We start from the raw sequence: 15,522 nt of genomic DNA on the forward strand, positions 1-15,522 counted from the left end.
TCCTGATGCGGCATTGATCTGCCAGGCCCCTAATGCAGCCGGGCCAGGCATTGCTTCAGGCTGTCCTGCCAGTCCGGAATGGCAATGCCATACGTTTCTTTTATAGCTGTTTTATCCAGTACCGAATAGGCCGGGCGTCTGGCCGGCGTGGGATAAGCAGATGAGGGTATGGGGCTTACCACACAGGGACTGTTGATATATTTACCGATCGCGGTGGCAAATTCAAACCAGCTTATCTTTCCTTCATTGGAGTAATGATAGACCCCGGGTACCCAGTTCCCGGATTGAACAATACTTAAAATTGCTGCAGCCAGGTCGCCTGCATAGGTGGGAGAGCCGTATTGGTCGGCCACTACGTTAATGGAGGGTTTTTCCGCCATCAGCCGGATCATGGTCTTTACAAAGTTTTTCCCAAAGGAAGAATATACCCAGGCCGTCCGGATGATCACGGCGTCGGTGTATTGTGCCGCCAGCAATTCTCCTTCCAGCTTGGTGGTTCCGTATACATTTATCGGATGGGTGGGGTCTGAAGAGCGGTAGGGTCTGGAAGCTGTTCCGTCAAAAACATAATCGGTGGAAATATGGATCAACTTTGTACCGTACCGGGCACAGGCTTTTGCAAGATACCCCACAGCCAGTGCATTTACTTTCCGGGCTTCCGTTTGTTCCTGCGGCTGCTCTGCTTTATCTACTGCAGTATAGGCCGCACAGTTGATACAATACTGAGGACGGAACTGCTCAAAATAATCCAGTACCGCCTGCTCTTCCGTAAGCGGCAACCGGCTGCGGTCGGTGAAGTCAATTACCCAGCCAGCGTGTTCCGCTGCCTGTTCCCTGAGCTCGGAGCCCAGCTGGCCATTGGAGCCGGTAACAAGGATTTTCAGGAGCTGACTCATTATCAAAAATTATTGATCGCGTTTTTGAATAAAGGAAGCTGAAGATCTTTTTCTGAAACAATACGGTCTTCTTGCGGTACGCCCCAGTCGATCATCAGATCCGGATCATTAAAAATGATCCCGCCTTCGCTTTCCTTATTATAGAAGGCATCACATTTGTACAGAACGGTTGCTTTAGAACTCAGCACAGAGAACCCATGTGCAAACCCATGCGGGATCAGCAATTGCTTCCTGTTGTCTGCTGATAATTCCACCGAAAATATCCTGCCGTAAGTAGGCGAACCCTTCCGTACATCCACTGCAACATCCAGGATCGTGCCCTCAAGCACCCGCACCAGTTTGCTTTGCGCATACGGGTTCAGCTGATAGTGTAATCCTCGGATGACCCCGTAAGAAGAATGCGACTGGTTGTCCTGTATAAAATTACAGGTGACTCCCGCTTTTTCAAAGGCGGACTGATTATAAGCTTCAAAAAAACAGCCGCGTGCATCCTCAAATACACGGGGTTCAAACAGTAACAATCCTTCAATATCAGTAGCAGTAAATGACATTATAAACTAAAATAACTCCGGTTATTAATTTTATTCCTGTAAATACCTTTTAAATCTGCAACGATCGCATTCTCTTTTGTGATACCACAAAAATAAGCATCATCCAGTGTTGTATACTCGCGGTGCGGAACCGCTACGATCACGGCATCATAATTATCTCCGGCAGCATCTTTCAGCTCAAAGCCATATTCGTGTTTCAGTTCCTCCGAAGAAGCAAGCGGGTCCTCTACATGTACCTTTACCGAGTACTCCTCCAGTGCCGAAACGATATCTGCTATTTTACTGTTCCGGATATCGCTTACATTTTCTTTAAAAGTAGCGCCTTTGATCAAGACGACCGCCTCTGCAATATTGGTTCCGCATTTCAGGATATGCTTTACCACTTTTTCCGCAACATGTTTGGCCATACGGTCATTGATATTCCGCCCGGCCAGGATCACTTCTGCATTATACCCCAGCTGGCTGGCTTTATAAGTGAGGTAATAAGGATCCACCCCTATGCAGTGCCCACCTACCAGGCCCGGCTGAAACTTCAGGAAATTCCATTTTGTTCCAGCCGCCTCCAGTACTTCATAGGTATTGATGTTCATGATATTGAAAATAACGGAAAGTTCGTTCATCAGCGCGATATTCAGATCGCGTTGTGTGTTCTCGATCACCTTTGCCGCCTCTGCTACTTTAATTGAAGAAGCTTTATGCACCCCTGCCTTAACCACCAGCGCGTAAACATCGGCAATGGTATCCAGTGCTGCAGCGTCACAACCGGCCACCACTTTTATAATCGACGAAAGTGTATGCTCTTTATCCCCGGGGTTGATCCGTTCCGGCGAATAGCCCGATTTAAAATCTTCGATATTTTTTAAACCGGAGATGCGTTCGATAACCGGCAGGCAATCCTCCTCGGTGCAGCCGGGATACACGGTGGATTCGAACACCACGTAGTCTCCTTTCTTGATCACTTTTCCAATGGTCTCTGAAGCTTTCAGTACAGGTGTAAGATCCGGTACATTGGTGGCATCCACCGGTGTGGGAACGGCCACAATAAAAAACCGTGCTTCCCGTAACTCCTCAATAGAACTGGTAAAGGTGATATCGCATCCTTCAAATGCCTCCGGAGCCAGCTCATTACTGGGATCGATATTTTTTTTCATAAGTGCGATCCGCTGATCGTTGATGTCAAAACCGATCACAGAAAGTTTTTTGGCAAATTCGAGGGCAATGGGCAGACCGACATAGCCCAGGCCGATAACTGCAAGTTTCGCCTGTTTGTTGATTAGCGCAGAATACATGAATACTTGTTTGTTGGGTTAGATTATATAAGAGATAACACCGCATCAGCAATGAACTCCAGTTGTTCTTCATCCATTTCCGTATGAACCGGCAGCGAGATCACCCGTTCTGTTAAATAGGTTGTTAACGGAAGCTCCAGGGCATCCACCCCAAATTGCTCAAACATTTTTTGTTTGTGTGCCGGCACCGGATAATAGATCATGGAAGGAACGCCCTTCTTGTCAAGCCCCGCTTTAAATGCATCCCGGTCCACGCCTTCCAGTATGATGGTATACTGATGGTATACATGATCCGAGTAAGCCTCTTTAAAAGGTGTACGGATCTTTTCGGTACCTGAAAATGCGTTGTCGTAATAAGCCGCCACTGCCTGGCGTGCTTGGCAATACGCATCCAGGTGCGCCAGCTTTACATCCAGTATGGCCGCCTGTATGCTGTCCAGTCTGCTGTTGCAGCCTACCACTTCGTGGTAATACCGTTCCTTCTGGCCGTGGTTGGCGATCATTCTTAATTTTTCTGCAAGCAGGTCATCGTTAGTGCACATGGCACCGCCGTCTCCGAAAGCGCCCAGGTTCTTGCTGGGATAAAAAGAGGTACAACCGACATGCCCGATAGTTCCCGTTTTGCGGGAACTGCCGTCCGAAAAATGAAAATCACATCCGATCGCCTGGGCATTATCTTCTATTACAAAAAGCTGATGCTTTTCAGCGATCTTTAATATAGATTCCATGTCAGCAGCCTGGCCGTACAGGTGTACCGGTACGATGGCCTTTGTTCTGGGAGTAATTGCTTTTTCTATTGCAGCAGGGTCGATGCAAAATGTTTCGGGGTCCACTTCCACAAAAACAGGCGTCAATCGCAGCAGTGCGATCACTTCGGTAGTGGCGATATAGGTAAAGGACGGCGTGATCACCTCGTCGCCCGGCTGCAAGCCGAGCGCCATTAAAGCGATCTGCAGGGCATCTGTGCCGTTGGCACAGGGGATAACATGTTTTACATTCAAATAACCGGCAAGATGATCCGAAAAATCTTTTACGGCCTTTCCGTTGATGAAAGCGGTACTTTCCATAACATCCAAAACCGCTTTGTCCACCTGGTGTTTTATCTTATGATACTGGGAATGGGTATCAACCATATATAACGGTCTCATAGTAATCACTTTAATTGGGTTGCAAATGTAACTAAATTTGCTGCATCCCGTTGCCTTATTCCAACTTGTTTCTGTGGAAGCTTGACACGAGCTTATTACATTTGCAAAAAACAACACGTGGCAGTTATCTTCTATTCTTTTTTTTTAAGGCTGTACCAGGCCGGTATTCTTATTGCCTCACTCTTTAATAAAAAAGCCCGGCAGTGGATCTCCGGCAGAAAGGGGCTGCAGGCCCGCCTTGAAACGGCCTTCGCGGGAAATACGGCACCGGTTATCTGGGTGCACTGTGCATCCCTTGGAGAGTTCGAACAGGGGCGGCCGGTAGTTGAAATCCTGAAAAAAGAATATCCTTCCCACAGGATACTGCTTACTTTTTTTTCCCCTTCGGGGTATGAGATCAGAAAGAATTACGAGGGGGCCGACTGGATCTTTTACCTGCCGCTTGATACCCGGAGGAATGCCGTGGCATTTGTGGCCACCGTCCGGCCTTCACTGGTTGTTTTTGTAAAATATGAATACTGGTATCACTTCCTGCATACGCTAAAAGAACAAAAAATCCCTGCCCTGCTGATCTCGGCCATCTTCCGGGAGCATTCCCTGTTTTTTAAACCTCATGGGGGATTCCATCGCAGTATGCTGCAATGTTTCTCTCATATTTTTGTTCAGGATGCAGAAAGCCGTATCCGTCTTCAAACGATCTATCCCTCAAAGGACATCACGGTGGCCGGGGATACCCGTTTCGACAGGGTGGTACAAATTGCAGCCGGATTCCGGCCCCTGCCGGTCATTGAGTCGTTTGTGGCCGATCAGCCTTTTGTAATAGTAGCGGGCAGTACCTGGCCGGAGGATGAACAACATCTTTCAGAATACATGAATTCAATTTCAAATAAAACTGCATTAATAATTGCTCCTCATGAAATTAATGCAAGTCATATAAATGAAATCCTGCGGCTTTTCCCGGGCGCAGTGCTTTATTCTGCCTTAAACAATGATCCGGGATTAAAAAGCAATATATTAATCATCGACAATATCGGAATGCTTTCCCGGCTGTATTATTATGCGGCCGTGGCCTATATCGGCGGTGGCTTTAATTCGTCCGGGATCCATAACACACTGGAAGCAGCGGTTTTTTCCAAACCCGTTGTATTCGGCCCGAATTTTCAAAAATTTGCGGAAGCAGTTAATTTAGTTAAAATAAAAGGTGGATTTAGTTATTCAACTAGTAATCAATTAGAAACTATCTTATATGATCTTGAATCCGACAGGGATCTGCGGCATCAATCAGGAATGGAGGCAGGGGAACTGGTAACACAGAATAAGGGCGCTACTCAGATTATTTTTAATTATATCCGGGAAAACCTCTTGTAAATCAACCGGTCAAAGTATTCCACATCGCTGTTATTGATCCACCCCAGCTTGGTTTTCAGTTCGCGTTTTACCCAGTATTCGGCCTCTTCCAGCGAGTCAAAATTATTGATGGTCTTGATGCTGCGATTGTACATGATCTCATCACCGCGGAAGAGCCTCGAGACAAACCGCTCCTTATCCTGGTCAGAGATATCAGTGGTCAGATCCGAGATGGCAGGTGAGGTAGCTAACCCATCCGTTGCTTCCGGTTTTCCGGCCTGATTTTTTTGCCGGGTAGTACTGCCGTTACGCACCTGCTGAAAAAGTGTGGGTACCTCCAGCAATGGATCAAAGTCATTGATTTTACCATTAACCGGGGTTGTTGATGAGGATGGATTGTCCTTTTTCTCGGGAGCATTATTGTATAAACCGGCCTGATGCTGCAACTCAAGCAGCCGCAGTTCTTCTTCATCCGCATCTTCATCATAGGCGCCTTCCAGCTTAAAATATTCTTTCTCTGACCCGTTTTTATCCCTGATAATCACTCCCTTATTAACCGATGAAAAATTAGGTACAAAAACTGCCACATTGCTGCTTCCCAACACAGCCATCTCTTTCATTTCCCCATTTATCTCCTGCTGGATCATTTGAACAGTGACCAGCAATTGTGACAAATCGGCCTTACTATTAAATTGGGTTCTTAATTTTTCTATCAGTGCTTCTATTCGCTGCATTATCCTACTTTTGATCAATTATGGACACAATGTAACCATAGCAATATACAAATAACACTCCAAAAATTGTTGCAGGTATAATAAAAACGAAACATGTTTATTGAACCGAATCTTACAGGCGACCGGCGCGGGTGGATAGAAGTGATCTGCGGTTCCATGTTTAGCGGTAAAACGGAAGAGCTTATCCGGCGACTCAAACGTGTAAAATTTGCCAATCTCCAGGTGGAGATTTTTAAACCGGCCATGGATACCCGGTACGATGAGGAACGCATTGTATCTCATGATACCAACGCCATTTTGTCAACGCCCGTCGATAATTCCCAGAAGATCCTCCTCCTGGGCCAGGGAGCCGATGTGATCGGTATCGATGAAGCCCAGTTCTTTGATCCCGAGCTTCCGGATGTTTGCGACCGGCTTGCCTATCAGGGTATCCGGGTAATTGTTGCGGGACTGGATATGGATTTTACCGGAAAGCCTTTTGGCCAGATGCCCTTTCTCCTCGCAAAAGCAGATTATATTACCAAGCTGCATGCCATCTGTGTCAAATGCGGAAATATCGCCAATTATTCTTACAGGAAAATTCCCGATGACGAGCAGATCATGCTGGGCGCCACCGATGCCTATGAACCCCGCTGCCGGAAATGTTATTTTGATAAAGTTTAAACCATCAGTTTTTGCGACAACATCCAATCATAGAATTAGTAAAAAAAGATTTGATACTGGAAATCAGGCAACAATATAGTTTTTATGGAATTCTGTTATATATAGCTGCCACCGTTTTTGTTCTTTTTCTTGTATTGGACGAGCCGGAGGGCGCCACCTGGAACGGGCTTTTCTGGGTGATCCAGCTGTTTATTTGTATTAATGCGGTTGCTAAAAGTTTTTTACAGGAAAGCCGCGGCCGGATGCTATACTTTTATTCCATCAGTTCTCCTGTTCACTTTGTGCTGGCCAAGCTGTTGTTCAATTCTGTACTTATGCTGCTGATGTCCTTTATCAGTCTCCTCTTGTTTTTTGCCCTGCTGGGCAGTCCGGTCGAAAAAACAGCGCCGTTTGTCGGCCTGGTATTGCTGGGGGGCTGGAGCCTGAGCATGGTGTTCACTTTTTTGGCGGCTATCGCGGCAAAAGCACAGCAAAATGCCGCCATCATGGCCATCCTGGGCTTCCCGGTCATTGTGCCGCAGCTGATGCTGCTGATGAAGATCAGTACCGCTGCTTTTAACCCTGCGCTTGCCATTCAGTGGAATGATATTGCCCTGCTGGTGGCGCTGGACCTGCTCGTGGCAGTACTTGCAGTAATCCTTTTCCCGTTTTTATGGCGCGATTAATCCCGTATCCCCAGAGGTCTTTATATTAAAATAAAACCTTTTGATTTTTTCTTGACTGAAACAGCGGGATCCCTGCAGAAGTCTTACCGATTTTCTACAGGAATTCCTTTTTCATTACTCAATTTTCAAATTTGGTTTAATAAACAACTTTCCGCTTACTTTTGTGTTTTGTTGATTACTATAAGGTACAGTTAAGACAAGAATACTAGAATATGTATAAATCGTGGTGGAAAATCCTTTGTGTACTCCTGTTAATATATGCGCTTGTCGCCGGATTGCTTGTCAAAGTTCCCAATCTTCCCATTTTAGGAGAAACCAGCCGTAATCTGTTTTATCATGTGGGCATGTGGTCGGCAATGATGGTGTTATTCATCTGTTCGCTGGTGCATTCCATCCGGTACCTGCGCACCATGAACCTGAAGTACGATATCGCTGCCAAAAACTATGCAACAGTGGGCATTTTCTTTGGGCTGCTGGGGTATGCAACCGGTGCTATCTGGGCCAGCTATACCTGGGCCGATCCCAACAACCCGGCTTTTCAGTCGTTCAGTGCGGTGGCCCGCGAGCCCAAACTTATCGGCACTGCGGTGGCCCTGCTGATCTATTTTGCTTATCTGATCTTAAGAGACTCCATCAGCGATATTGATAAAAAAGCCCGGGTGGGCGCGGTATACAACATCTTTGCGTTTGCAATGCTCTTCCCTACTATTTTTATCATCCCGAGATTGCTTCCCAGCCTGCATCCCGGACAGGAGGGCAATCCGGCATTGAATTTTAAAGATGTGAGCCCGGAGATGCGTATGATCGAATATCCCGCATTTATCGGGTGGGCATTGCTCGGGGTCTGGATCGCTACGCTCAAGATCCGTATCCATTTACTGAAAGAAAAATCGCTTTTAAAACCGCTTTTAAAAAAATGAAGAAACCGATACCCTTTTTTGTCGTCTTACTGCTGCTTGCCACTCCCGGTCTGGTAATGGCACAATCCTCCACAGACTCGCTTATGAGGCGCGACGGCAGAATTTATGTGGTGATCGCGGTATTGCTGGTAATACTCCTCGGCTTGTTTTTATACATGTTCCGCGTAGAGCGGAAACTGAAAAAACTGGAGAAAGAGACAGAGGATTAACGAACCCCTCTCCTGCCAACTGTTGCGTAAATTGCTAATTTGAAAATATACAACTATGTCTGAAGTCCATTACAATTTTTTTGAAGCCGTAGAAAAGAGCTTCCATAAAGCTGCCAGATTCACCAAATGGGATAAAGGACTACTGGAGCAGATCAGTGCGTGTAACTCGGTATACCGGATGCGTTTTCCTATCAAAAGAGAGAACGGGACAATCGAGGTCATTGAGGCTTACCGTGTACAGCACTCGCATCACAAAACACCCTGCAAAGGCGGGATCCGTTTTTCCATGCAGGTTACCCAGGATGAAGTGATGGCCCTTGCAGCTTTAATGACCTATAAATGTGCCATTGTAAATGTGCCCTTTGGAGGTGGCAAAGGCGGTATCAAGATCGATCCCAAGAATTATACACCCTATGAGCTGGAAAAGATCACCCGCCGCTATACATCGGAACTGATCAAGAAGAATTTCATAGGACCGGCTACGGATGTGCCGGCGCCGGACTATGGTACCGGTGAACGTGAGATGGCCTGGATCGTAGACACTTACAGCGCTATGAACCCGCAGGAAATTGATGCTGCAGGTTGTGTAACAGGAAAGCCCGTGAGCCAGGGCGGTGTCCGCGGCCGCAGGGAGGCTACCGGACTGGGAGTATTCTTTGGTATCCGCGAGGTTTGTAATATGCCGGAAGAAATGCAGAAACTGGGGTTAACGACCGGCATTGCAGGTAAAAGAGTGATCGTTCAGGGGTTGGGAAATGTAGGCTATCATTCCGCAAAATTTTTCCATGAAGCGGGGGCGCTTATTGTAGGTATCGCCGAATTTGAAGGCGGTATCAGCAATCCGAACGGACTGGATGTAGAGGAAGTATTCCAGCACAGAAGACGCACCGGATCGATCCTCGGTTTTAAAGACGCCACCGGTCACACCAATTCACTCGAAACGCTGGAGCTGGAATGCGATATCCTGATCCCCGCAGCCCTGGAAAATGTGATCGACAAAAATAATGCACCCCGTATAAAGGCAAAGATCATCGGGGAAGCAGCCAACGGCCCGCTGACACCGGAAGCAGACGATATCTTTTTAAATAAACATGTGCTCGTGGTGCCGGATATGTACCTGAATGCCGGCGGGGTGACCGTTTCCTATTTCGAATGGCTGAAGAATCTGAGCCATGTCCGGTACGGAAGACTGGAAAAGCGGTTTACAGAAAACGTCAACACCACCATCCTGGAGGAACTGGAAAGCCTGTCGGGAAAACGAGTGGCGGAAAAGAACCGGAAAATGATCATGCACGGCGCGGATGAGGTGGATCTGGTATACAGCGGACTAGAGGAAACTATGATCGGCGCCACAAGGGAGATCATGGAAGAATGGCGCAGCAATCCCGAAATCCCGGACATGCGTACGGCGGCCTATGTAGTGGCGATCAACAAAGTAGCAACTACTTATGCCGAGCTGGGCATTTTCCCATAAACAAAGAATCCTTTTTTATACGCTGATTATCAAATCAATAGGAATCAGCTGCGTCAAAAAAGCAGTCGGCTTAAATTAGCACCCGCTTTTTTGGTTAATTTGACATATTTTACGTACTTTTGCATCCCTAAAATAAAGGGAGGAGTTGAGCCATGGCTTACAGAAGAGAGTATGATATTGCTTTTGTGGGTTTAAAACCAGGAGTTCATGAGTTCAATTATGAAATAGCAGACAGGTTCTTTGAGGATTTTCAACAGCAGGACTTTACCAATTGTAAAGCGCATATAAAACTTTCGCTTGATAAAAAAAGCAGTTTTATGATGCTGAAGTTTGAAGTAGGCGGCAAGCTGGATGTGGTTTGCGACCGCTGCAACAATACAATTGCACTGGACCTTTGGGACGAATTCATCATTACGGTCAAAATGGTGGAAGACCCGGAAGTGATGAATGATCAGGAAGATGATCCTGATGTATACTATATCAGCCGGGGCGAAAGTCACCTCAACATGGAAAACTGGATTTATGAATTCATAAACCTGAGTATTCCGATGCATAAGACCTGTGGTTTTGAAAATGCAGACGGGCCCCAATGCAATCCGGAAGCATTAAAAATGCTAAACAAACTGGATGTGGAAGCCCATTCAAAGAAAGAGAACAACCCGCTTTGGAAAGATCTCGAAAAATTCAAAGACCTGGATAATTAAACGTATATTAATAAAGAAGAAACATAATTTAGAACTATTTAATTTCATCAGTTATGCCAAATCCGAAACGCCGGCACAGCCAGCAAAGAAGCGCAAAACGCAGGACTCACTATAAAGCAACTTCAGCTACTTTAACTACAGACGCCACTACAGGCGAAACACATGTACGCCACCGTGCATATGTGAATGAAGGGAAACTGATTTACAAAGGAAAAGTTGTTGCTGAAAAAGCGCCTTCAAAAGCTTAAAAAAAACGTTAAGTCCCGTTTACTTAACTTGTTCATTCCAAATTCATTGACGACCTTTGGTTGGTAATGTATTTGGAATTTTTAATTTTAGTCCGTTTATGAATATTGGAATTGATACAATGGGAGGAGATTTTGCTCCTCTTGAGGCATTGCGAGGGATTAAAAAATATCTTTCCGGGAATGAAAATAACAAAAAGACCCAACTCACCCTTTTTGGTGATGAAGCTGCCTTAAGCCGGATAATAGCAGAAGAAAAGATACCAACAGAGATGCTGCAGGTTGTACCTACAACGCAGGTCATCGATATGCATGAGCACCCCACCAAAGCATTAAAAGAAAAACCACAATCCTCTATCGCTGCAGGCTTCCATTACCTGGCAGGGGGAAAGACCGATGCATTCATCAGTGCCGGCAATACCGGCGCCATGCTGGTGGGAGCACTTTTCAGTCTTAAAACCATCGAAGGGATTTTAAGACCGGTCATCTCATCCATTATTCCTAAACAGGGGGGCCGTACCGGGCTGATCCTTGATGTGGGACTGAATGCGGATTGTAAACCGGAACAGCTGAACCAGTTTGCCACCCTGGGCACGGTATATGCCCGGCATATCCTTGACATCAGCGATCCCAAAGTAGGACTGCTAAATGTAGGCGAGGAAGAAGGCAAAGGCAATCTTCTGACCCAGGGGGCCTACCCCCTGCTGAAAGCCAACAACACCATTAATTTTATCGGAAACATCGAAGGGCGCGATACCTTTAATGAAAAAGCCGATGTGATGGTGTGTGATGGTTTTACCGGTAATGTCATTTTAAAACTGGCCGAATCCATTTATGACATCTCCCGGACGGAAGGCCTGGAGAACGCCTACCTGAACCGTTTCAACTTTGAGATCTATGGCGGCACCCCGGTATTGGGAATCGAAAAGCCGGTGATCATTGGTCATGGCATTTCAAAAGCCACCGCATTCTGTAACATGATTTATGTAGCTGAAAAAATGCTGCAGACCGATGTATTGCAAAAACTAAAAGAAGCGGTTCAACAAAGTTAAACCGCCTCCCCTGACTCATTTTAGCATTTATGTTACTGGTAGCGGATGGTTACCGGTACGTCTATGGTGTAGTTGTAGGGTGTTACTACCTGTAGTACTACCTTATAAGTACCCTTTGATATGACCGTGTTGCCCTTTGCGGGGGTCATTTCCCATTCCACTGAATAGAATCTGGCAGATCCGTCGAGCAGTTTGCCCAGGTTACCAAACATACTGATCAGTTGTTTGGCGTCTTTCGCGTACATAAATGCACCGCCGGTAGCAACGGCCTGATCGTAGAGATAATCATCGGATGAAGCACCCAATCCGATATTGTAAAGACGTACATTCCCTGTTTTTGCCGCATTTACCACATCAGCACCACTTTTACTTCCGGAATTGTTTTTACCATCAGTAAAAGTAAGCAGCGCCTTCACCGGTTTTGCAGCACTTTTGGAAAGGCTGTTCACCGACTCGTATTGGGAATCATAAAGCAGTGTCTGGTCCTTGGGTTTATTACGTACACTCTCCACGTCTTTTACAAGCTGCGCGGTGTCTGAGCTGAAGCCGGAACCTATCTTATAGTAATTAGAAGAGAACCACCATACCCAGGAATCGTTGCCCTGCTCCATGTTCCAGCAGAAGATCTTGCCGGCATTGATCCGCAGGTCATCCGGATCCGTATCATTGGTGCTTCCGCTCTGATCCATCAGCATGATAGAGGAATATTTCGAGCCGCCTCCGCCACCGGTCAGCGAAGCTTTTATGGTTTTAAAGGCATATGCATTCAGCAGCGTATCGATCCAGAATTGACTGGTACCAAATCCATACTCCATATTTTTGGAATCCTTGAACAAGGCAAGATCCACCGAAAAACGTACTTTCTGTTCGCCGCCTTCCAGCACTCTTACATTATACACAGCCGCAGAGGGTAATGAGTTGTCATCAAGCGGCGGGGTTATCTTAATTGTATCATCCTTTTTGCAGGAAAACAGCACAACAGCCACAAGCGCTGCTCCAAGACGCAGTTTCAGTGATCTGCCGGGGTAGTTCATTCGCATGGTTTAATTTTACTGCGAAAATACCCTCGATTGTTAAATCTGAAAATACAGGTAAACCGGTATTTTTGGTTGCAGAAGGAAGGAAAAGCCCTGGCTATGTCAATCCGATCTCAAAATGCCGTTCGGGGATCAGCACATCGCGAAAGCCTTTTTTTATCAGCCGCTGTTTAAAGTCCAGCTGCACTTCCGGTTCCCCATGTACCAGGAACAACTGTTTTACCTGCTGCGGGTCCTGACAGGCAAGCCACTGGCTCATGTCCTCATAATCGCCGTGCGCGCTCATACTTCTGACCTGCCCGATTTCTGCGTTGACCTGGTGGTCGATCCCAAAGATCCCGACTTCCCTGGCGCCCGCCAGCAGCCGGCCTCCCAGCGAATGCGGCTCGCAGTAACCGGTCATCACAATAGCATTCCTCGAGTTTTCGATATTATTGCTGATATGGTGTTTTACCCGTCCTGCATCGGCCATCCCGCTTGCAGAAATAATTACCATAGGGCCATTCTTAAAGTTCAGTGCCTTTGATTCATCCACCGATTTGATATAGGTGAGACCGGGAAAGCTGAACGGATCATCGTCATTTTTCAACACATGCTGGATCTGCCGGTTAAAATACTGCGGAAACCGTTTTACCACATCCGTTGCCTCAATGCTCAGCGGGCTGTCCACATAAAACGGGATCTTCGGAAGTACCCGTTGCGCTTCCAGCTGGTTCAGCGCGTATAAGATTTCCTGTGTACGGCCCACACTGAACGCGGGGAAGATCAGTTTGCCTTTCCGTTCCACACAAACCTTATTGATCCACTCCAGTAATACTTCGGGCGTATCCCGCACATCTTCATGCAGGCTGTTTCCATAGGTTGATTCCATAATGATATAATCCGCCTGCGGAAATACTTCCGGTGACCGGAGGATCACATCCCGGTACCGCCCCAGGTCGCCGCTGAAGGTGATATGCGTTTCTTTTCCGTCTTCGCGTATCCTTAAATGCACACACTGACTTCCAATAATATGACCGGCGTCTGTAAAGGACGCCTGAACGCCTTCAATGACATCAAACCATTCCCCGTATTCCCTGGTCTCAAATAAGGTCATTGCCAGCTTGGCATCTTCAATGGTATACAGCGGCCGCTGTAACTCGGAAGAGGCGCCCTGCCGTTTTTTTTCCAGGAACCGCATGTCGCTCTCCTGTATTTCCGCGCTGTCCATCAACAGGATATTCGTCAGGTCTTTTGTTGCAGGTGAGCAAAATATCTTTCCCCGGAATCCCTCGTTCACAAGTTTGGGAATAAGCCCCGAGTGATCGATGTGTGCGTGCGACAGGATCATTACATCCACTTCGCTGCTGATAAAACCAAAGTCCCTGTTCAGCCGGTCGGTCTGGTCGCCCAGCCCCTGGTACATGCCGCAATCAAGCAATAACTTCTTTCCGTTCTTTAAGGTGATCAGGTGTTTGGATCCTGTAACAGTTTGCGCCGCACCATGAAAAGCAATCTTCATATGTTTCACTTTAATATTTAGGATAGGATTTAATTTATCCAACAAGATAAAGAAAGAATTTTATATCCCATTCCTTTATCATTATTTTAACCCTACTTTGCCTTAAACGACCAGGTAATACGGAAGGTTGCAATAAGTTCTCCGTTTGCATTCACCCCGCTGGATGTTGCAGCAAACTGCTGCGGTTGTTTTTCATTTACGGCACGCTGTACCGCTTCAAGCAATGCCGCACCATCGGCACAGGTAAAAAGGGTTATACCTGTTGCCTTTTTGAAAAACTCAGATTCCAGCTTTACCACCAGCAACGCTACTTTTGCCGGCTGATCCAGCGTAGCTGCCATTGCCAGGATCCCGGTGCTTAATTCCGCAGCCATGGCCAATGCTGCAAAATAAGTAGACCGGAACGGATTTTTGTTCATCCATTTATAAGGTACGGATACCGTACATTGGTCAGCATCCGCTTTGCGGATCCGGAGTCCGGCCCATAATGCAAGGGGCAGTTTTGATAATAAAAACATCCTGTATCGTACAGGATGTTTTAAAATGTTTAAAAAGTCGGTTGCTTTCATACTGTGTTTTTGATCGGATGAAATCACTCCTTATATTTCTGAGGATCCAGGGCATCAGGTGTCCAGTTGGAAAGGAAATCCGCCACCTTATCCTTACTGTATCCCTTACCTTCTTCCAGGTATCCGGAGTTTTGAGTATGGAGCAGCTTGCCCTCCTTGTCCAATACCAGGAATACCGGGAATCCAAAGCGCTGGGGATAACTGTAATCTGCCAGCACCGGAAGATTTTTATTCTCCTTGCTGTAATTAAGATGATATACCACGTAGGCACTTTTTATAATCGAATCCGCAACAGGGTCCGTTTTTGTAAACTGGTAAAATCTTGCACACCAGATGCACCAGTTGCCACCGATCTGCACCAGTACATGTTTGTTTTCTTTCTTTGCTGTAACCACCGCTTTACGGATTCCTTCCCGGGCATCTTCATCCGGCCGGTAGATCCGGAATGTTTTAAGATCCTGTGCACCCGCAGCAATTGTGCTTACAAATGCGATGGATAAAAATAAAAACTGCTTCAT

General features: G+C 46.5%; 18 protein-coding genes. 9 read left to right on the forward strand and 9 right to left on the reverse strand.

The window, feature by feature from the left end; translation table 11 throughout:
* Window positions 1-29: 29 nt before the first annotated feature.
* Genes rfbD through K7B07_RS25725 form a run of 4 tightly spaced genes read right to left on the reverse strand, consistent with a single transcriptional unit; the run spans window position 30 to window position 3,884 of the window.
* A complete protein-coding gene (gene rfbD, locus K7B07_RS25710; RefSeq protein ID WP_223713415.1) occupies window positions 30-896 on the reverse strand; it encodes a dTDP-4-dehydrorhamnose reductase in 867 nt (288 codons plus the stop codon).
* 2 nt (window positions 897-898) lie between these two features.
* Complete coding sequence (gene rfbC, locus K7B07_RS25715) at window positions 899-1,447, reverse strand: dTDP-4-dehydrorhamnose 3,5-epimerase (protein ID WP_223713416.1); 549 nt, start codon at window positions 1,445-1,447, stop codon at window positions 899-901.
* On the reverse strand, window positions 1,447-2,736 hold the full coding sequence (locus K7B07_RS25720) for a nucleotide sugar dehydrogenase (RefSeq protein ID WP_223713417.1): 1,290 nt from the start codon (window positions 2,734-2,736) through the stop codon (window positions 1,447-1,449). The genes rfbC and K7B07_RS25720 overlap by 1 nt, the downstream gene beginning before the upstream one ends.
* Window positions 2,737-2,759: 23 nt before the next feature.
* Complete coding sequence (locus tag K7B07_RS25725) at window positions 2,760-3,884, reverse strand: DegT/DnrJ/EryC1/StrS family aminotransferase (RefSeq protein WP_223713418.1); 1,125 nt, start codon at window positions 3,882-3,884, stop codon at window positions 2,760-2,762.
* Between the two features lie 117 nt (window positions 3,885-4,001).
* Between K7B07_RS25725 and K7B07_RS25730 the strand changes: the two genes are divergently transcribed.
* On the forward strand, window positions 4,002-5,252 hold the full coding sequence (locus tag K7B07_RS25730; protein WP_223713419.1) for a 3-deoxy-D-manno-octulosonic acid transferase: 1,251 nt from the start codon (window positions 4,002-4,004) through the stop codon (window positions 5,250-5,252).
* On the opposite strand, the gene K7B07_RS25735 is transcribed toward K7B07_RS25730, so the two are convergent.
* Complete coding sequence (locus K7B07_RS25735; protein WP_223713420.1) at window positions 5,228-5,965, reverse strand: hypothetical protein; 738 nt, start codon at window positions 5,963-5,965, stop codon at window positions 5,228-5,230. The genes K7B07_RS25730 and K7B07_RS25735 overlap by 25 nt on opposite strands.
* Window positions 5,966-6,058: 93 nt before the next feature.
* Between K7B07_RS25735 and K7B07_RS25740 the strand changes: the two genes are divergently transcribed.
* From K7B07_RS25740 to plsX, 8 genes are all read left to right on the forward strand, one after another.
* Window positions 6,059-6,628 carry a thymidine kinase gene (locus K7B07_RS25740; protein ID WP_223713421.1) on the forward strand — a complete coding sequence of 190 codons (570 nt, stop codon included), beginning with the start codon at window positions 6,059-6,061 and terminating at the stop codon, window positions 6,626-6,628.
* 11 nt (window positions 6,629-6,639) lie between these two features.
* On the forward strand, window positions 6,640-7,293 hold the full coding sequence (locus tag K7B07_RS25745) for a heme exporter protein CcmB (RefSeq protein ID WP_223713422.1): 654 nt from the start codon (window positions 6,640-6,642) through the stop codon (window positions 7,291-7,293).
* A 212-nt stretch (window positions 7,294-7,505) separates the two neighbouring features.
* Window positions 7,506-8,213, forward strand: coding sequence for a cytochrome C assembly family protein (locus K7B07_RS25750; protein ID WP_223713423.1), 708 nt, complete (start codon window positions 7,506-7,508; stop codon window positions 8,211-8,213).
* Window positions 8,210-8,422, forward strand: coding sequence for a CcmD family protein (locus tag K7B07_RS25755; protein ID WP_223713424.1), 213 nt, complete (start codon window positions 8,210-8,212; stop codon window positions 8,420-8,422). Before K7B07_RS25750 ends, K7B07_RS25755 begins: the two co-directional genes overlap by 4 nt.
* A 55-nt stretch (window positions 8,423-8,477) precedes the next feature.
* Entirely contained in the window at window positions 8,478-9,896 is a 1,419-nt protein-coding gene (locus K7B07_RS25760; RefSeq protein WP_223713425.1) for a Glu/Leu/Phe/Val family dehydrogenase, read from the forward strand.
* A 152-nt stretch (window positions 9,897-10,048) separates the two neighbouring features.
* Window positions 10,049-10,600, forward strand: a complete 552-nt coding sequence (locus K7B07_RS25765) for a YceD family protein (RefSeq protein WP_223713426.1) — start codon at window positions 10,049-10,051, stop codon at window positions 10,598-10,600.
* A 53-nt stretch (window positions 10,601-10,653) separates the two neighbouring features.
* Window positions 10,654-10,848, forward strand: coding sequence for a 50S ribosomal protein L32 (gene rpmF, locus K7B07_RS25770; RefSeq protein ID WP_223713427.1), 195 nt, complete (start codon window positions 10,654-10,656; stop codon window positions 10,846-10,848).
* Between the two features lie 98 nt (window positions 10,849-10,946).
* Entirely contained in the window at window positions 10,947-11,897 is a 951-nt protein-coding gene (gene plsX / locus K7B07_RS25775) for a phosphate acyltransferase PlsX (RefSeq protein WP_223713428.1), read from the forward strand.
* Between the two features lie 32 nt (window positions 11,898-11,929).
* On the opposite strand, the gene K7B07_RS25780 is transcribed toward plsX, so the two are convergent.
* The 4 genes from K7B07_RS25780 to K7B07_RS25795 form a co-directional block, all read right to left on the reverse strand.
* Window positions 11,930-12,937: a vWA domain-containing protein gene (locus K7B07_RS25780; protein WP_223713429.1), complete on the reverse strand. Its 1,008-nt coding sequence runs from the start codon at window positions 12,935-12,937 to the stop codon at window positions 11,930-11,932.
* A 94-nt stretch (window positions 12,938-13,031) separates the two neighbouring features.
* Window positions 13,032-14,435 carry an MBL fold metallo-hydrolase RNA specificity domain-containing protein gene (locus tag K7B07_RS25785; RefSeq protein ID WP_223713430.1) on the reverse strand — a complete coding sequence of 468 codons (1,404 nt, stop codon included), beginning with the start codon at window positions 14,433-14,435 and terminating at the stop codon, window positions 13,032-13,034.
* 92 nt (window positions 14,436-14,527) lie between these two features.
* Window positions 14,528-15,004, reverse strand: a complete 477-nt coding sequence (locus K7B07_RS25790) for a DUF4442 domain-containing protein (protein ID WP_223713431.1) — start codon at window positions 15,002-15,004, stop codon at window positions 14,528-14,530.
* A gap of 23 nt (window positions 15,005-15,027) precedes the next feature.
* The gene (locus tag K7B07_RS25795) at window positions 15,028-15,522 is read right to left on the reverse strand and encodes a thioredoxin family protein (RefSeq protein ID WP_223713432.1); all 495 of its coding nucleotides are present in this window, start codon (window positions 15,520-15,522) and stop codon (window positions 15,028-15,030) included.

Source organism: Niabella beijingensis (assembly GCF_020034665.1).
GTDB classification, from domain to species: domain Bacteria; phylum Bacteroidota; class Bacteroidia; order Chitinophagales; family Chitinophagaceae; genus Niabella; species Niabella beijingensis.